General features: G+C 66.6%; 15 protein-coding genes. 5 read left to right on the top strand and 10 right to left on the bottom strand.

Features of this window, described 5'->3' with window-relative positions:
* The first annotated feature begins 29 nt into the window (after positions 1-29).
* From ABL840_RS14950 to ABL840_RS14940, 3 genes are read left to right on the top strand one after another with little or no spacing between them, the layout of a single operon-like run.
* Positions 30-1,463: a polyhydroxyalkanoate depolymerase gene (locus ABL840_RS14950; RefSeq protein ID WP_093304932.1), complete on the top strand. Its 1,434-nt coding sequence runs from the start codon at positions 30-32 to the stop codon at positions 1,461-1,463.
* A 28-nt stretch (positions 1,464-1,491) separates the two neighbouring features.
* The gene (locus ABL840_RS14945) at positions 1,492-2,130 is read left to right on the top strand and encodes an RnfABCDGE type electron transport complex subunit B (RefSeq protein ID WP_093202206.1); all 639 of its coding nucleotides are present in this window, start codon (positions 1,492-1,494) and stop codon (positions 2,128-2,130) included.
* The gene (locus ABL840_RS14940; RefSeq protein ID WP_093304934.1) at positions 2,127-2,765 is read left to right on the top strand and encodes a LysE family translocator; all 639 of its coding nucleotides are present in this window, start codon (positions 2,127-2,129) and stop codon (positions 2,763-2,765) included. Before ABL840_RS14945 ends, ABL840_RS14940 begins: the two co-directional genes overlap by 4 nt.
* Here the strand turns inward: ABL840_RS14940 and yedA are convergent.
* Entirely contained in the window at positions 2,731-3,660 is a 930-nt protein-coding gene (yedA, locus tag ABL840_RS14935; protein ID WP_093304936.1) for a drug/metabolite exporter YedA, read from the bottom strand. The genes ABL840_RS14940 and yedA overlap by 35 nt on opposite strands.
* Positions 3,661-3,776: 116 nt before the next feature.
* Between yedA and ABL840_RS14930 the strand changes: the two genes are divergently transcribed.
* The gene (locus ABL840_RS14930; protein WP_093201697.1) at positions 3,777-4,274 is read left to right on the top strand and encodes an Lrp/AsnC family transcriptional regulator; all 498 of its coding nucleotides are present in this window, start codon (positions 3,777-3,779) and stop codon (positions 4,272-4,274) included.
* Here the strand turns inward: ABL840_RS14930 and ABL840_RS14925 are convergent.
* Genes ABL840_RS14925 through scpA form a run of 8 tightly spaced genes read right to left on the bottom strand, consistent with a single transcriptional unit; the run spans position 4,264 to position 14,103 of the window.
* Positions 4,264-4,755, bottom strand: coding sequence for a VOC family protein (locus ABL840_RS14925; protein WP_093304938.1), 492 nt, complete (start codon positions 4,753-4,755; stop codon positions 4,264-4,266). The genes ABL840_RS14930 and ABL840_RS14925 overlap by 11 nt on opposite strands.
* Complete coding sequence (bioB, locus tag ABL840_RS14920; protein WP_093304940.1) at positions 4,752-5,789, bottom strand: biotin synthase BioB; 1,038 nt, start codon at positions 5,787-5,789, stop codon at positions 4,752-4,754. Before bioB ends, ABL840_RS14925 begins: the two co-directional genes overlap by 4 nt.
* The gene (accC, locus tag ABL840_RS14915) at positions 5,789-7,837 is read right to left on the bottom strand and encodes an acetyl-CoA carboxylase biotin carboxylase subunit (RefSeq protein WP_093305207.1); all 2,049 of its coding nucleotides are present in this window, start codon (positions 7,835-7,837) and stop codon (positions 5,789-5,791) included. The genes bioB and accC overlap by 1 nt, the downstream gene beginning before the upstream one ends.
* Positions 7,838-7,857: 20 nt before the next feature.
* Positions 7,858-9,402, bottom strand: coding sequence for an acyl-CoA carboxylase subunit beta (locus tag ABL840_RS14910; RefSeq protein WP_093201705.1), 1,545 nt, complete (start codon positions 9,400-9,402; stop codon positions 7,858-7,860).
* Between the two features lie 21 nt (positions 9,403-9,423).
* Entirely contained in the window at positions 9,424-10,437 is a 1,014-nt protein-coding gene (locus ABL840_RS14905) for a hypothetical protein (protein WP_093304941.1), read from the bottom strand.
* On the bottom strand, positions 10,425-11,408 hold the full coding sequence (gene meaB / locus ABL840_RS14900; RefSeq protein WP_176947560.1) for a methylmalonyl Co-A mutase-associated GTPase MeaB: 984 nt from the start codon (positions 11,406-11,408) through the stop codon (positions 10,425-10,427). The genes ABL840_RS14905 and meaB overlap by 13 nt, the downstream gene beginning before the upstream one ends.
* A 47-nt stretch (positions 11,409-11,455) precedes the next feature.
* Positions 11,456-11,929 carry a GNAT family N-acetyltransferase gene (locus ABL840_RS14895; RefSeq protein ID WP_093304944.1) on the bottom strand — a complete coding sequence of 158 codons (474 nt, stop codon included), beginning with the start codon at positions 11,927-11,929 and terminating at the stop codon, positions 11,456-11,458.
* A gap of 11 nt (positions 11,930-11,940) precedes the next feature.
* Positions 11,941-14,103 carry a methylmalonyl-CoA mutase gene (gene scpA, locus ABL840_RS14890; protein WP_093304946.1) on the bottom strand — a complete coding sequence of 721 codons (2,163 nt, stop codon included), beginning with the start codon at positions 14,101-14,103 and terminating at the stop codon, positions 11,941-11,943.
* A 128-nt stretch (positions 14,104-14,231) separates the two neighbouring features.
* On the opposite strand from scpA, the gene ABL840_RS14885 reads away from it, so the two are divergent.
* Positions 14,232-14,873, top strand: coding sequence for a GntR family transcriptional regulator (locus ABL840_RS14885; RefSeq protein ID WP_093201715.1), 642 nt, complete (start codon positions 14,232-14,234; stop codon positions 14,871-14,873).
* Positions 14,874-14,883: 10 nt separating this feature from the next.
* On the opposite strand, the gene ABL840_RS14880 is transcribed toward ABL840_RS14885, so the two are convergent.
* Positions 14,884-15,498 (bottom strand): TetR/AcrR family transcriptional regulator, encoded by a 615-nt coding sequence (locus tag ABL840_RS14880; protein WP_093201718.1) that lies wholly within the window; start codon positions 15,496-15,498, stop codon positions 14,884-14,886.
* Positions 15,499-15,548 lie beyond the last annotated feature (50 nt).

Below are 15,548 nucleotides of genomic sequence, written 5' to 3'. Positions count from 1 at the left end.
CGCCGCAACATTCCACTCCAACACCAGCGATGCTCTATCAACTCTACGAAGCCCAGCGTTCCTTGATGGAGCCGTTCTCGGACTTCGCCCAGGCGGCCTCCAAGCTCTACAGCCCCGGTGCCGTATGGGGCCAGTTGCCGATGGCCCAGCGCATGGCTGCGAGCTACGACCTGCTCTACCGCCTCGGCAAGGACTACGAGAAGCCCGAGTTCAACATCAAGTCCGTCAAGGTCGACGGCAAGGAAGTCGTGATCCAGGAGGCCGTCGAGCTCGACAAGCCCTTCTGCGAACTGCGCCGCTTCAAGCGCTTCACCGACGAGCCGCACATCCTCAAGACGCTCAAGAGCCAGCCCGTGGTGCTGGTCGTGGCGCCGCTGTCGGGCCACTACGCCACGCTGCTGCGCGACACCGTGCGCACCATGCTGCAGGACCACAAGGTCTACATCACCGACTGGAAGAACGCGCGCCTGGTGCCGCTGTCGGAAGGCGAGTTCCACCTCGACGACTACATCAACTACGTGCAGGAGTTCATCCGCCGCCTGCAGGCCGAGTACGGCAACTGCCACGTGGTGAGCGTGTGCCAGCCGACGGTGCCGGTGCTCGCGGCCGTGTCGCTCATGGCCAGCCGCGGCGAGGCGCTGCCGCTCTCCATGACCATGATGGGCGGCCCCATCGACGCTCGCAAGTCGCCCACCGCGGTGAACAACCTCGCGATGAACAAGAGCTTCGAGTGGTTCGAGAACAACGTGATCTACCGCGTGCCGCAGGGCTTCCCGGGCGCGGGCCGCAAGGTCTACCCCGGCTTCCTGCAGCACACCGGCTTCGTGGCGATGAACCCCGATCGCCACGCCAGCAGCCACTACGACTACTTCAAGGACCTGATCAAGGGCGACGACGCCAGCGCCGAGGCCCATCGCAAGTTCTACGACGAGTACAACGCAGTGCTCGACATGGACGCCGATTACTACCTCGAGACCATCCGCACCGTCTTCCAGGAGTTCGACCTGGTCAACGGAACCTGGGACGTCAAGAACCCCAAGGGCCAGGTGGAGCGCGTGCGCCCGCAGGACATCCACAGCACCGCCCTGCTCACCGTCGAAGGCGAGCTCGACGACATCTCGGGCTCAGGCCAGACCGAGGCGGCGCACAGCCTGTGCACCGGCATCGCCAACGACAAGCGCGAGCACTACGAGGTCAAGGGTGCCGGCCACTACGGCATCTTCAGCGGCCGCCGCTGGCGCGAGCTGGTCTATCCGAAGATGAAGAAGTTCATCGAGGCGAACGACCAGCCGCAAAGCCGCGCCAGCAGCCGTGGCGGCCTCGGCGCCGAAGACACCGTCAGGCCCGGGCGCAAGATCCCCGCCTCCGTGGCCGCCAAGAAGGCGCCCGCGAAGAAGACCGCGACCGTGGCGGCGAAGAAGCCCGCCGCGCGCAAGCAGCCCGGCGCCCGTGCCGCGCTCTGAGGCGCGCACGCATCGCCATCCGCAGCAAGTGAACGGGCTGGCCGCACGCATCGACGACGCACTGCCTCAAACGCAGTGCACACGGTGCGGCTACCCGGATTGCGCAGGCTACGCGCAGGCCATTGCCGACGGCGAGGCCGGCATCAACCAGTGCCCGCCCGGCGGCGCCGAAGGCATCGAGCGGCTCGCGCAGATCACCGGCCGCGCGCCGCTTCCTCTCGACCCCAAGTTCGGCACCGAAGGTCCGCGCGCCATGGCGGTCATCGACGAGGCCTGGTGCATCGGCTGCACCCTGTGCCTCGACGCCTGCCCGACCGATGCGATCGTAGGCATCAACAAGCGCATGCACACCGTGATCGAAGCCCATTGCACGGGCTGCGAGCTCTGCATTCCGGTCTGCCCGGTCGACTGCATCTCGCTCGAGGTCGAAACTCCGGGCCTCAGCGGCTGGCAGGCCTGGTCGGCCGAGCAGGCACTCAGCGCACGACGCCGCTACGAGGTGCACGGCAGGCACCGCAACACCGACGCCCGGCTGGCAGAAGCTGCAACTCCCGCACCCGAAGCCCCGCAGGACGCCGATGCGCGCAAGCGCTCCATCGTCGAAGCGGCACTGGCGCGCGCCCGCGCCGCCTCGCAACAGAAACGCCCTCCGGCGGCCAAGCCATGACGCTCGACACCCTGCTCGTCTACATCGTCGCCTCGCTCGCCCTGGCCCTCATCCCGGGGCCGACGATGCTGCTGGCGCTGTCCAACGGCATCGAGGGCGGCATGCGCCGCGCGAGCTGGGGCATTGCCGGGGCATCGCTCGGCAGCATCACGCTGATCACCGTCGTTGCGCTCGGGCTGGGTTCGCTGCTGGCGGCCTCGGAATGGCTCTTCAACGCCATCCGCGTGGCCGGCGTGGCGTATCTCGTGTGGCTGGGCATCAAGCTGTGGCGCAGCGAAGCGACCGACCTGAGCACCGCGCTGGCCAGGTCGCCGCTCGAAGTGCGGCCGCAGGGCCGCGTCGCGTTGATGCGCAGCCTGGCGGTGGCCCTGTCGAACCCGAAGACGGTGCTGTTCTTCGCGGCCTTCCTCCCCCAATTCGTCGACATCGCGAAGCCGCAGGGCCCGCAGTACCTGCTGCTGGGAGCGGTGTTCGTGGCGCTCGACACCTGCGTGATGCTGGCCTACGCAGGCGCCGGCACGCAGGCCGTGCGTTTTCTCTCCCAGCGCGGCATCAGGATGATGAACCGCGGCTGCGCAGCCGGCATGTGGCTGCTCGCCGCTACGCTTGCCGTGTGGCGCCGCCCCGGCGCTTGAAGAGCAGCAGCAATACGCCTGCCAACACAACGGCCACGGCGTACCACTCGAAGCGAGTGACCGTCTCGTTGGCGATCCATACGCCAAGCAGCATCGCGATCACCGGGTTCACGAAGGTGTAGCTCGCCGCCAGTCCGGCCGGCGCCCTGGCCAGCAGCACCATGTAGGCGTTAAACGCGATCAGCGAGCCGAACACCACCAGGTAGACCCATGCGGCGAGCGCCTGGGGCTGTGGCGGCCAGTTCATGGTCTCGCCCGACAGGGCGGCCAGCACCATCAGCACCACGCCACCGCAGAGCATTTCGCTCGCGAAGCCCATCGCGCCGGGTGCCAGCGGCAGGCTGCGCTGGCTCAGGACGCTGCCCAGCGACCAGCAGGCGCAGCCGATGCACAGCGCCAGCAGCCCCTCGGGCGAGGATTTGAAACCGCCGCCCTGCGTGAGCATCAGCACGCCGGCAAGGCCCACCGCGATGCCCGCCGCCTCCAGCCGCGAAGGCTTCACGCCCCAGATCAGGTTGAGCAGCGCGATCAGCAGCGGAATCACGGCAATGAACGCCACCACCAGCCCCGAGCCGATCGACACCTCGGCGTACGCCGTGGCCCCCATGCCGCCGCCCAGCATCAGCGCACCCACGACCAGGGCATTGCGCCACTGCACCATCGACGGCCACGGCGCCCCGCGCCAGCGCATCCACGCCGCCAGCAGCACGCCCGCGAACAGGAAGCGCGAACCCATCTGCAGGAATGGCGGGAAGCTGATCAGCGCGTACTTGATCGCGAGATAGGTCGAGCCCCACACCACCCAGGTGGCGGCAAGGCAAAGCCACAGAAGCGGCGGCAATCCGGAGCGTGCAGCCGCGGGCGCGGCATTGGCGGGGGAAGCGAGGGTCGGCATGTCGAGGGTGTCTCTTCTTGGTATCGGATGCCGGCCATGGTATGAAAGCCATCTTTCCGCAGCCATGCAGATTTCATGGTTCTGCCCCTGCCGCACCGTCGATTTGAAGGACTTGCATGGACTTTTCCTTGAACCCCTCCCTGGACGCCCACGACACCCGCATCCTCGCCGAACTGCAGGCCGACGCGCGCCTGACCATGGCCGAGCTCGGCCGACGCGTGCACCTGAGCCAGCCCGCCGTGACCGAGCGCGTGAAGAAGCTGGAGGCCGCGGGCGTCATCAGCGGCTATCGCGCCACCGTCAACCTCGGCAAGCTGGGCTACGGCATCCGCGCCATCATCCGCGTCGGCCGCGCCGACTACGACCTCGTCGTGAAGCTGGTGCAGGAGACGCCCGAATGCGTCAATGCCTACAACGTGACCGGCGAGGACAGCTGGATCCTCGAGATCGCGGTGATCGACGTGAGCCACCTCGACGCGGTGCTCACCAAGTTCTGCATCCTGACCGAGACGGCGACTTCGATCATCCTGAACCCGGCGCGCGAGCACCAGCCGATGCTGCCGCCCAGGCGCTCCGACGTGAAGCCGCCGATCAGGAAGATCGTCAACGCGTAGCGGCCAGCGCGCCGAAAGCCGCCACCACCTCGGGCGGCGCCTGCACCATCTCGATCAGCACGCCCTCGCCCGCGATCGGGAATTCGTCGTTCGCCTTCGGATGCAGGAAGCAGATGTCGAAACCCGCAGCGCCCTTGCGGATGCCGCCCGGCGCGAAGCGCACGCCCTGCGCGGTGAGCCATTCGACGGCCTTGGGCAGGTCGTCGATCCACAGGCCGACGTGGTTCAGCGGCGTCGTGTGAACGGCGGGCTTCTTCTCGGGGTCCAGCGGCTGCATCAGGTCGACCTCGACCTTGAAGGGGCCTGCGCCCATCGCGCAGATGTCTTCGTCGACGTTCTCGCGTTCGCTCCTGAAAGTGCCCGTGACTTCGAGCCCCAGCATGTCGACCCACAGCTTCTGCAGGCGCAGCTTGTCGGGGCCGCCGATGGCGATCTGCTGGATGCCCAGCACCTTGAAGGGACGCATGGTGGCGGCCGTCATGCTGCGCAACCTTCCGCCTGCTCCTGCACCTGGCGCGAATTCAGCCCCAGCTTGCGCAGCAGCACCGTGTCGGCCTCCACGTCGGGGTTGCCGGTGACCAGCAGCTTGTCGCCGTAGAAGATCGAGTTCGCGCCCGCCATGAAGCACAGCGCCTGCACCGCGTCGCCCATCTGCTGACGGCCGGCCGACAGACGCACGCGCGCGGTCGGCATCGTGATGCGCGCCACGGCGATCATGCGCACGAAGTCGAAGGGATCGACCGGTTCCGAGTCGGCCAGCGGCGTGCCGGGCACGCGCACCAGGCTGTTGATGGGCACCGATTCCGGGTACGGATTCAGGTTGGCCAGTTGCGCGATCAGCCCCGCGCGGTGCACCGGCTGCTCGCCCATGCCGACGATGCCGCCGCAGCACACGCTGATGCCGGCGCTGCGCACGTTGGCCAGCGTGTCGAGGCGGTCCTGGTAGGTGCGCGTGTCGACCACGTCGGTGTAGTACTCGGGCGCGGTGTCGAGGTTGTGGTTGTAGTAGTCGAGGCCGGCGGCCTTGAGCTGATGCGCGTGGTGCGGCTCCAGCATGCCGAGCGTGGCGCAGGTCTGCATGCCCAGGCCCTTCACCGCCTCGACCAGCACCGCCACCTTCTCGACGTCGCGGTCCTTCGGCGCGCGCCATGCGGCGCCCATGCAGAAACGCGTGGCGCCGGCGTCCTTGGCGGCCTGCGCGGCGCGAACCACCTCCTCGACCTCCATGAGCTTCTGCGCCTTCACGCCGGTGTCGAACTCGGCCGACTGCGGGCAATAGCCGCAGTTCTCGGGACAGCCGCCGGTCTTCACCGACAGCAGCGTGGCCAGCTCGATGTCGCCTTCGGGGAAATGCTGGCGATGCACGGTCTGCGCCTCGAACAGCAGGTCCATCAGCGGCTTGTCGAGCAGCGCCTGGATCGCCTCGACGGACCACGGCCCCTGCGGCGTCGCGATCTTCGCGGGCCGGTGCAGCGTGATCGCCTGTTGCGCCTGTTGAAAGTCGTTGGCACCCATCAGTTGAACTCCAGAATGATCTGATCGACGGCGAGCGATTCGCCCTTGTTCGCCGAAATCTTGCCCACCACGCCGTCCTGCGTGGCGAACAGCACGTTTTCCATCTTCATCGCCTCGATCACGGCCAGCTTCTCGCCAGCACGCACCTGCTGCCCCGGCTGCACCGACACCTCGACCAGCAGCCCCGGCATAGGCGACATCAGGAACTTGCTGAGGTCCGGCGGCGCCTTGTAGGGCATGAGCTCGAGCAGGCGCGCGCCCAGCGGCGACAGCACCATCGTCTCGATCTGCGTGCCGTCGTGCGACACGCGCAGCGCCAGCGGGTTCTTGCCCGCGCCGCGCTCCACCTGTGCGGTGAAGGGCTTGTCGTTGACGACGCCCTGCACGCGGATCGAGCCCAGCGCGAGGCTGCTGTCGATCTTGTATGTCTTGCCGTTCACGGTCACCGAGCTCGCGCCGGTCTTGCCGTGGAAGTCGGTCACCGAAACCGGGTGATGCACGTGCTTGCCCTCGTGCCCCAGCTCGACCACCACGAATTGCTCGCCCACCTTCACGCCGTGGCCCTCGAGCTGCCCGCTGATGCCGGAAGCGCGGGCACGGTAGCGCCGATGCACGTACGCCGCCAGCGCGACCAGGAAGGACGGATCGGTGTGCGGCACGTCTTCCGCGTGGAAGCCCTTGCCGTAGTGCTCGGCGATGAAGCCGGTGTTGAAGTCGCCCGCCACGAACTTCGGATGCGCCAGCAGCGCCGCCTGGAACGGGATGTTGCTGCTGATGCCGCGGATCACGAAGCCGTTGAGCGCCTCGCGCATGCGGGCGATCGCGTGCTGGCGGTCCTTTCCGTGCACGATGAGCTTGGCGATCATCGAGTCGTAGTACATCGGGATCTCGCCGCCCTCGTACACGCCGGTGTCCACGCGCACGCCGTTCAGGTGCTGCGTGTCGCTCGCGAACATGGTCTCGCCCGGCGGCTGGAACTTCACCAGCCGGCCGGTGGAAGGCAGGAAGTTGCGGAACGGGTCTTCTGCGTTGATGCGGCACTCGATGGCCCAGCCATCGCGCTTCACCTGCTCCTGCGTCAGCGGCAGCTTCTCGCCAGCCGCCACGCGGATCATCAGCTCGACAAGGTCGAGGCCGGTGATGCACTCCGTCACCGGGTGCTCCACCTGCAGGCGGGTGTTCATCTCGAGGAAGTAGAAGCTCTGGTCCTTGCCGACCACGAACTCCACCGTGCCCGCGCTCTGGTACTTCACGGCCTTGGCCAGCGCCACGGCCTGCTCGCCCATCGCCTTGCGCGTGGCGTCGCTGATGAAGGGCGACGGCGCCTCCTCGATCACCTTCTGGTGCCGACGCTGGATGGAGCACTCGCGCTCGTTCAGATAAATCACGTTGCCGTGCGAGTCGCCCAGCACCTGGATCTCGATGTGGCGCGGCTCCTCGACAAACTTCTCGATGAACACGCGGTCATCGCCGAAGCTGTTGCGCGCCTCGTTGCGGCAGGAGGTGAAGCCCTCGAAGGCTTCCTTGTCGTTGAAGGCCACGCGCAGGCCCTTGCCGCCGCCGCCGGCCGAGGCCTTGATCATCACCGGGTAGCCGATGTCCTTGGCGATCTCGACCGCGCGCTCCGCCGTCTCGATGGCGTCGTTCCAGCCCGGAATGGTGTTGACCTGGGCTTCATTCGCGAGCTTCTTCGAGGCGATCTTGTCGCCCATGGCCGCGATCGAATAGTGCTTGGGGCCGATGAAGGCAATGCCCTCTTCCTCGACCTGCCGCGCGAAGGCCTCGTTCTCCGACAGGAAGCCGTAGCCCGGATGCACGGCCTCGGCGCCGGTCTTCTTGCAGGCCGCGATGATGCGTTCGGCCTGCAGGTAGCTCTCGCGGCTTGGGGCGGCGCCGATGTGCACGGCCTCATCGGCCAGCTCGATGTGGCGGGCTTCCTTGTCGGCGTCGGAATAGACGGCGACCGTCAGGATGCCCATCTTCTTGGCCGTCTGAATGACACGGCAGGCAATTTCACCGCGATTGGCGATCAGGATCTTCTTGAACATGTTCTTCTTCTCCGTGCCGCTCACAGTGGAATGTTGCCGTGCTTGCGCCACGGGTTCTCGAGCTTCTTCTCGCGCAGCATCACCAGCGAGCGGCAGATGCGCTTGCGCGTCTCGTGCGGAAGGATCACGTCGTCGATGTAGCCGCGCGCGCCCGCCACGTACGGGTTGGCGAAGCGGGCCTTGTACTCGGCCTCGCGGGCGGCGAGCTTCTCGGGGTCGTTCTTGTCCTCGCGGAAGATGATTTCCACCGCGCCCTTGGCGCCCATCACCGCGATCTCGGCGCGCGGCCAGGCGAGGTTGACGTCGCCGCGCAGGTGCTTGGAGGCCATCACGTCGTAGGCACCGCCGTAGGCCTTGCGGGTGATGACTGTGATCTTCGGCACCGTGCACTCCGCGTACGCGTAGAGCAGCTTGGCGCCGTGCTTGATGATGCCGCCGTACTCCTGGCCGGTGCCGGGCATGAAGCCGGGCACGTCGACGAAGGTGACGACCGGAATGTTGAAGGCGTCGCAGAAGCGCACGAAGCGCGCGGCCTTGATGCTGCTCTTGATGTCCAGGCAGCCCGCCAGCACCAGCGGCTGGTTGGCGACGATGCCGATGGTCTGGCCTTCCATGCGCGCGAAGCCGATCACGATGTTCTTCGCGTAGTCGGGCTGCAACTCGAAGAAGTCGCCGTCGTCCACCACCTTCAGGATCAGTTCCTTGATGTCGTAGGGCTTGTTCGGGTTGTCGGGCACCAGCGTGTCGAGCGAGTAGTCGAGCCGGTCGGCCGGATCGCCCAGGCCGTTGTTGCCCAGGCGCACGGGAGGCTTCTCGCGATTGTTGAGCGGCAGGTAGTTGTAGAGGCGACGCAGCATCATCAGCGCCTCGACGTCGTTCTCGAAAGCCATGTCGGCCACACCGCTGCGGGTGGTGTGGGTGATGGCGCCGCCGAGCTCCTCGGCCGTGACACTCTCGTGCGTGACGGTCTTCACCACCTCGGGGCCGGTGACGAACATGTAGCTCGAGTCCTTCACCATGAAGATGAAGTCGGTCATGGCGGGCGAGTACACGGCGCCGCCGGCGCAGGGGCCCATGATCATGCTGATCTGCGGCACGACGCCCGAGGCCATCACGTTACGCTGGAACACGTCGGCATAGCCGCCGAGCGAGGCCACGCCTTCCTGGATGCGCGCGCCGCCCGAGTCGTTCAGGCCGATGACCGGTGCGCCGACCTTCATGGCCTGGTCCATCACCTTGCAGATTTTTTCGGCATGCGCCTCGCTGAGCGCGCCGCCGAAGACGGTGAAGTCCTGGCTGAACACGAACACCAGGCGTCCGTTGATCATGCCGTAGCCGGTGACCACGCCGTCGCCGGGAATCTTCTGCTCCGCCATGCCGAAGTCGACCGAGCGGTGCTCGACGAACATGTCCCACTCTTCGAAGGTGTTGTCGTCGAGCAGCAGCTCGATGCGCTCGCGCGCCGTGAGCTTGCCCTTGGCGTGCTGCGCGTCGATGCGCTTCTGCCCGCCGCCGAGACGCGCCTGGGCACGGCGCTTTTCGAGTTGTTCGATCAGTTCTTGCATGAGAAACGCCTCTTTAAAAAATCAGCAGTCATAGGTTTCGCGATACTGGAACGATGCTCCCGGCATGACAGCCAGGATGTCCATGAATTGCTCAATGGCACCGCACCGCTCGCGCGGAGAGAAGGGCAAAGTCTTGATCAGCGGGCCGAACGAAAGATCGGTGCTGCCGCCACCCTTGGCGGGCAGCACCTGCATCCATTGCGCCTTGAGGGTTTCGCCGCGGCGGCAGCACACAGTGTTATGGATGTCCGACACGCCCCAGGCATCGCCCGAGGCCGAAGACCACAACACCAGCTGGTGATCGGCTGCGCCATCGCCATTCAACAGCATGAAGTCGGGCACGGTGAAGTGCAGCGAGGGCCTGCGCAGCACGCGCTGCGCCGTGACCAGCGCTCGGATCTCATTCGCGTTGCCGCTGTGCATCGCCTGCTCGTGTGCGGGGCCAGCCTGCAGCTTTGCCACCGTATGGGCCTGACGCAGCAAGATGTCGAGCGACGCTTGTTCTCGCTGCCACGCATCGACCCACGGTGCGGCGGCGGCAATCTCGTCGTTCCAATCCAGAAAAAGGATGCCGCAGGTCTTCACCTCAGTTTCGTCGTTGCGCGGCGCGCCGTACCAAGAGACACCCACGTTCACACCGCCCACGCGCCATTCAGCGCTCACGGCGACATTCCAGGCGTTCTCTTCCTTGAAGCGCGCCGGCTGCATGTCGCCGTGGTCGGGCATGCCGAGTTGCGCGACCAGATGCGCATGCGCCCGCAGCACGAAGCTGACATGCGACTCACCGTCGGGCAAATCGAGTCGGTGCCACACCTGCATCACCGGACGCCCCAGATACGGCCCCATAAGGTCCATGCCGCTGCTGCGCAACCCGAGCACATCCACTCCAGGCACACGCCAGTAGATGGCGCCGAATTCCGTGGCCGCGCGCCGCAGACCCCGCGCTTCCAATTGCTCGAAGGTCGTGCCCCACGCGAAGGTGCCCGCCACGGTGTCGAAGCCCCGCGCGATACTGTCTGGGTTCAACCAGTCCATACTGTTTCGTCGCCTGCGTAAAGACCGAGCAAACGGCGCGCCGCCGTGGACGGCGCCAGTTCGAGCGCCTCTACTTGACCCAGCATCGCCGGTAGTTGCTCTTTCACCCGCGGGTGATGGCGAAAGGCATGGCGCAGCCCCGCCTCGATGCGGTCCCACATCCACGACTTGGCTTGCTGCTGGCGACGCGCCATGAGTCGGCCGTTGGCACCCTGTAACGCGCGAAAGCGCTCGACCTGTGTCCAGAACGCCTCGATGCCCTGCTCCAGCAGCGCGCTCAACTGGATGACTTGCGGATGCCAGAAGGTCTCGTCGTGATGCGCATGGCTGGGGTGGCCGTGCTGGCCGAAAAGCCGCAGCGCCGAAGTGATCTGCGCCTGCGCGCGCGTGGCGGCGTCCTTGTCGATGTCGGCCTTGTTGATGACGACGAGGTCGGCCAGCTCCATCACGCCCTTCTTGATGGCCTGCAGGTCGTCGCCCGCATTGGGCAGCTGCAGCAGCACGAACATGTCGGTCATGCCGGCCACGGCGGTCTCGCTCTGGCCCACGCCGACGGTCTCGACGATCACGATGTCGTAGCCGGCGGCCTCGCACACCAGCATGGCCTCGCGCGTCTTCTCGGCCACGCCGCCGAGCGTGCCGCTCGAAGGGCTGGGCCGGATGTAGGCGCGCTCGTTCACCGAGAGGCGCTCCATGCGCGTCTTGTCGCCGAGGATCGAGCCGCCCGACACGGTGGACGACGGGTCGATGGTGAGCACCGCGACGCGATGCCCCTTGCCGATCAGCAGCAGGCCCAGCGTCTCGATGAATGTCGACTTGCCGACGCCCGGCACGCCCGAGATGCCGAGGCGGAACGAACTGCCCGTGCGCGGCAGCAGCGCGGTGAGCAGCTCGTCGGCCTGCGCGCGGTGGTCGTCGCGCGTCGATTCGAGCAGCGTGATGGCCTTGGCGATGGCGCGACGCTGCGGCATGCCTTCGGTGCCGGCGATCGCGTTCTCGAGAGCCTGTGCCTTGTCGCTCAGCACGCAGCCTCCGACGCCACGCGCCAGCGGTAGTACAGGTCGACGCCCTCCCCGCCTTCGAGCACGAAGCCGTGCCGCAGGTAGAAGCGGTTGGCGTCGCTCTTCACGAGCGCGGTGAGCTTGATGTCCAGTTGCTGCTCGCGCGCCTGCGACTTGGCCCATTCGAGCACCCATTCGCCGATGCCCAGGCCCTGGAAGCCGGTGCGCAGGTAGAGATGGTCGAGGCGCAGCGCGTCGCTGTCCTCGGGCTTGAGCGTGACGAAGCCGATGCGCTGGTCGCCGTCGAGCACGATGTGGTGCATGTACGGCACGACGAAGCCCGCGCTCAGGCGCTCGCGCGAACGCGCCACGTCGAAGCGGCCGACGCGCTCCAGGCTCGGGCGCATCGCGTCGATGCGCAGGGCCAGCATGGCCTCGAAATCGCTGGAATCCACCGGCTGCAGCGACAGCCGCGACAAGAGATCGCTCACGACGACGCGCCTCAGGCCGTGACCGCCGCGCGAATCTGCTCCAGCACGTCCTTGGCGCTGGCGGGAATGGGCGTACCCGGCCCGTAGATGCCCTTGACGCCGGCTTCGTAGAGAAAGTCGTAGTCCTGCCGCGGAATGACGCCGCCGACGAACACGATGATGTCGTCCGCGCCCTGCTTGCGCAGCTCGTCGATGATGGCGGGCACAAGCGTCTTGTGGCCGGCCGCGAGCGTGCTGATGCCGACGGCATGCACGTCGTTCTCGATCGCCTGGCGCGCGCATTCCTCGGGGGTCTGGAAGAGCGGTCCCATGTCCACGTCGAAACCCAGGTCGGCGAAGGCGGTGGCGACGACCTTCGCGCCGCGGTCGTGGCCGTCCTGGCCGAGCTTGGAGATCATCACGCGCGGACGACGGCCCTGCTCCTCGGCGAAGGCGTTGATTTCGGTCTTCAGCGTTTCCCAGCCTTCGGCCGAGTCGTAGGCGGCGGCGTACACGCCGGTCACCTTCTGCGTGTCGGCGCGGTGGCGGCCGAAGGACTTTTCGAGCGCATCGGAAATCTCGCCCACCGTGGCGCGCAGGCGCACCGCGTCGATGCTCAGCGCCAGCAGGTTGCCGGTGTTGTTCTCGGCGGCTTCGGTGAGCGCGTCGAGCGCGGCCTGCACCTTGGCGCTGTCGCGCGATGCGCGGATCTTCTGCAGCCGGGCGACCTGCTGCTCGCGCACCTTCACGTTGTCGATCGAGAGGCTGTCGATCGCGTCCTCGTTCTTGAGCTTGTACTTGTTGACGCCGACGATCACGTCCTTGCCGGAGTCGATGCGCGCCTGCTTCTCGGCGGCGGCGGCTTCGATCTTGAGCTTGGCCCAGCCGCTGTCGACCGCCTTGGTCATGCCGCCCATGGCCTCGACTTCCTCGATGATGGTCCAGGCCGCATCGGCCATGTCCTGCGTGAGCTTCTCCATCATGTAGCTACCGGCCCAGGGGTCGATCACGTTCGTGATGTGCGTCTCTTCCTGGATGATGAGCTGCGTGTTGCGCGCGATGCGGGCGCTGAACTCGGTGGGCAGCGCGATGGCTTCGTCGAGCGCGTTGGTGTGCAGCGACTGCGTGCCGCCGAACACCGCGGCCATCGCCTCGATGGTGGTGCGCACCACGTTGTTGTAAGGGTCCTGCTCGGTGAGGCTCCAGCCCGAGGTCTGGCAGTGCGTGCGCAGCATCAGGCTCTTGGGGTTCTTGGGCTCGAACTCCTTCATGATGCGGCACCACAGCAGGCGCGCGGCGCGCATCTTGGCGACTTCGAGATAGAAGTTCATGCCGATGGCCCAGAAGAAGCTCAGGCGGCCGGCGAAGCCGTCGACGTCGAGGCCCTTGGCCAGTGCGGTCTTCACGTACTCCTTGCCGTCGGCCAGCGTGAAGGCGAGCTCGAGCGCCTGGTTGGCGCCGGCTTCCTGCATGTGGTAGCCGCTGATCGAGATCGAGTTGAACTTGGGCATCTTCTGCGCCGTGTACTCGATGATGTCGCCGATGATCCGCATGCTCGGCCCGGGCGGGAAGATGTAGGTGTTGCGGACCATGAACTCCTTGAGGATGTCGTTCTGGATGGTTCCGCTGAGCTGGTCCTGCGCCACGCCCTGCTCTTCGGCCGCGACCACGTAGCCCGCGAGCACCGGCAGCACGGCGCCGTTCATGGTCATGGACACACTCACCTTGTCCAGCGGGATCTGGTCGAACAGGATCTTCATGTCCTCGACCGAATCGATCGCCACGCCGGCCTTGCCGACGTCGCCGGTCACGCGAGGATGGTCGCTGTCGTAGCCGCGGTGGGTGGCGAGGTCGAAGGCCACGCTCACGCCCTGCCCGCCTGCGGCCAGCGCCTTGCGATAGAAGGCGTTCGATTCTTCCGCGGTGGAGAAGCCGGCGTACTGGCGGATGGTCCAGGGGCGCACTGCGTACATGGTGGCCTGCGGGCCGCGCAGGTAGGGCTCGAAGCCGGGCAGCGTGTCGGTGTACTTCAGGCCCTGCAGGTCGGCGGCGGTGTACAGCGGCTTCACGGCGATGCCGTCGGGCGTGATCCAGTTCAGCGCGCTCACGTCGCCGCCGGGCGCGGACTTGGCTGCGGCCTTGGCCCAGGCTTCGAGATCGGCTTGCTTGTAGGAGGGTTCGGGTTTGCTGCTCATGAAGGGGCCGTTCGCAGTGTCTTGCAGGGTGTTCGCAAATTCGCCTGCAGGGATTTGCAAGCCGGCCGCGAGTCTAACCGATCCATAATTATTAATTCAAACGCCATTTTTGAAGTACAGTCCGGCCCATGTCCGCCGTCACCCTCACCCCCCGCGCCCTCTACGAAGAGGTGGCCGAACTGCTGCGCCAGCGGATCTTCCGCCGCGAGCTGGAGCCCGGCAGCTGGATCGACGAACTGAAGCTGGCCGAGGAATACGGCATCAGCCGCACGCCCTTGCGCGAGGCGCTGAAGGTGCTGGCCGCCGAAGGCTTGGTGACGATGAAGGTGCGCCGCGGCGCGTACGTGACCGAGGTGTCGGAGCAGGACCTGGCCGACGTCTACCACCTGCTCTCGCTGCTGGAGAGCGATGCCGCCGGCGTGGTGGCCGAACGCGCAACCGATGCGCAGCGGGCCGAGCTGAAGGCGCTGCACGCCGAACTCGAGGCTGCCGCCTCGCCCGAGGACCGGGAACACTTCTTCGCCGTGAACGAGCGCTTCCACATGCGCCTGCTGGCCATCGCCAACAACAAGTGGCGCGACCAGATGGTGGCCGACCTGCGCAAGGTGATGAAGCTCAACCGGCACAACTCGCTGCTGAAGACTGGCCGGATCGGGGAATCGCTGGCCGAGCACCGCTCGGTGATGGCCGCCATCGAGGCCCGCGACGCGGAAGCCGCCATGGCCCGGATGCGCGAGCACTTCCAGAACGGGCTGGAAGCCGCGAACTGACGCGGCCTGTCTAGCGCGGCGTTGCGCCGGCCAGGAACATCTCGACGGCGCGCTCGACCAGCGCGCGGATCTCTTCCACCGACACCGGCTCGGGATTGGCCTGGAAAAGCCGTCGCTGGGTCTCCGCCGTGACCAGCGCGGTGAACTGCAGCGCGGTCACGTGCGGGTCCATGCGCCGCAGCTCGCCACGCGCCATCGCCGCCTCCATGAACCCGGCAAGGGTCCGGATGTATTCGGTGGGGCCCGACTCCTGGAACTGCTGCCCCACGTCGGAGCGCCCGGCCTCGGCCAGCACCATCCGGTAGACCGCCAGCGCATCCGCGTCGTTGGTCAACACGAACAGCATCCGCTCGCCGAACCGCATCAACTGCGCTTCGAGCGTGGCGGTCTCGCTCACCTCCTGCAACTCGGCTGCGGCTTCCGCCAGATGCGAGACGGCCACGGTCTGCACGACCGCCCGGAAGAGCTCCTCCTTCGACGCGAAGTACCCGTACAGGGTGGCCTTCGACCCTCCCAGGCGCTTGGCGAGCTCGTTCATCGACGAGCGCTCGTAGCCCAGTTCCTTGAACAGCGCCACCGCTGCTTCAAGGATGACGTTGCGCCGCGCTTCTGTCCTGACCTTCATCGCATCCTTTCAAAAGAATACCCAACTGTACAGTTTTCTTGACATCGTCA

Source organism: Variovorax sp. NFACC27 (assembly GCF_048301545.1).
GTDB classification, from domain to species: Bacteria; Pseudomonadota; Gammaproteobacteria; order Burkholderiales; family Burkholderiaceae_C; genus Variovorax; species Variovorax gossypii.
Note: the sequence above shows the minus strand (reverse complement) of the source record. Positions and strands in the feature narration are given on the sequence as shown.

What these genes read in the sequence shown, in the direction of transcription:
- ABL840_RS14905 (WP_093304941.1), bottom strand. Translation starts at nt 10,437, where the DNA reads ATGGACTGGTTGAACCCAGACAGTATCGCGCGGGGCTTCGACACCGTG.
- ABL840_RS14925 (WP_093304938.1), bottom strand. Translation starts at nt 4,755, where the DNA reads ATGACGGCCGCCACCATGCGTCCCTTCAAGGTGCTGGGCATCCAGCAG.
- ABL840_RS14950 (WP_093304932.1), top strand. Translation starts at nt 30, where the DNA reads ATGCTCTATCAACTCTACGAAGCCCAGCGTTCCTTGATGGAGCCGTTC.
- accC (WP_093305207.1), bottom strand. Translation starts at nt 7,837, where the DNA reads ATGTTCAAGAAGATCCTGATCGCCAATCGCGGTGAAATTGCCTGCCGT.
- ABL840_RS14885 (WP_093201715.1), top strand. Translation starts at nt 14,232, where the DNA reads ATGTCCGCCGTCACCCTCACCCCCCGCGCCCTCTACGAAGAGGTGGCC.
- scpA (WP_093304946.1), bottom strand. Translation starts at nt 14,103, where the DNA reads ATGAGCAGCAAACCCGAACCCTCCTACAAGCAAGCCGATCTCGAAGCC.
- yedA (WP_093304936.1), bottom strand. Translation starts at nt 3,660, where the DNA reads ATGCCGACCCTCGCTTCCCCCGCCAATGCCGCGCCCGCGGCTGCACGC.
- ABL840_RS14880 (WP_093201718.1), bottom strand. Translation starts at nt 15,498, where the DNA reads ATGAAGGTCAGGACAGAAGCGCGGCGCAACGTCATCCTTGAAGCAGCG.
- meaB (WP_176947560.1), bottom strand. Translation starts at nt 11,408, where the DNA reads ATGCCGCAGCGTCGCGCCATCGCCAAGGCCATCACGCTGCTCGAATCG.
- bioB (WP_093304940.1), bottom strand. Translation starts at nt 5,789, where the DNA reads ATGGGTGCCAACGACTTTCAACAGGCGCAACAGGCGATCACGCTGCAC.
- ABL840_RS14940 (WP_093304934.1), top strand. Translation starts at nt 2,127, where the DNA reads ATGACGCTCGACACCCTGCTCGTCTACATCGTCGCCTCGCTCGCCCTG.
- ABL840_RS14930 (WP_093201697.1), top strand. Translation starts at nt 3,777, where the DNA reads ATGGACTTTTCCTTGAACCCCTCCCTGGACGCCCACGACACCCGCATC.
- ABL840_RS14910 (WP_093201705.1), bottom strand. Translation starts at nt 9,402, where the DNA reads ATGCAAGAACTGATCGAACAACTCGAAAAGCGCCGTGCCCAGGCGCGT.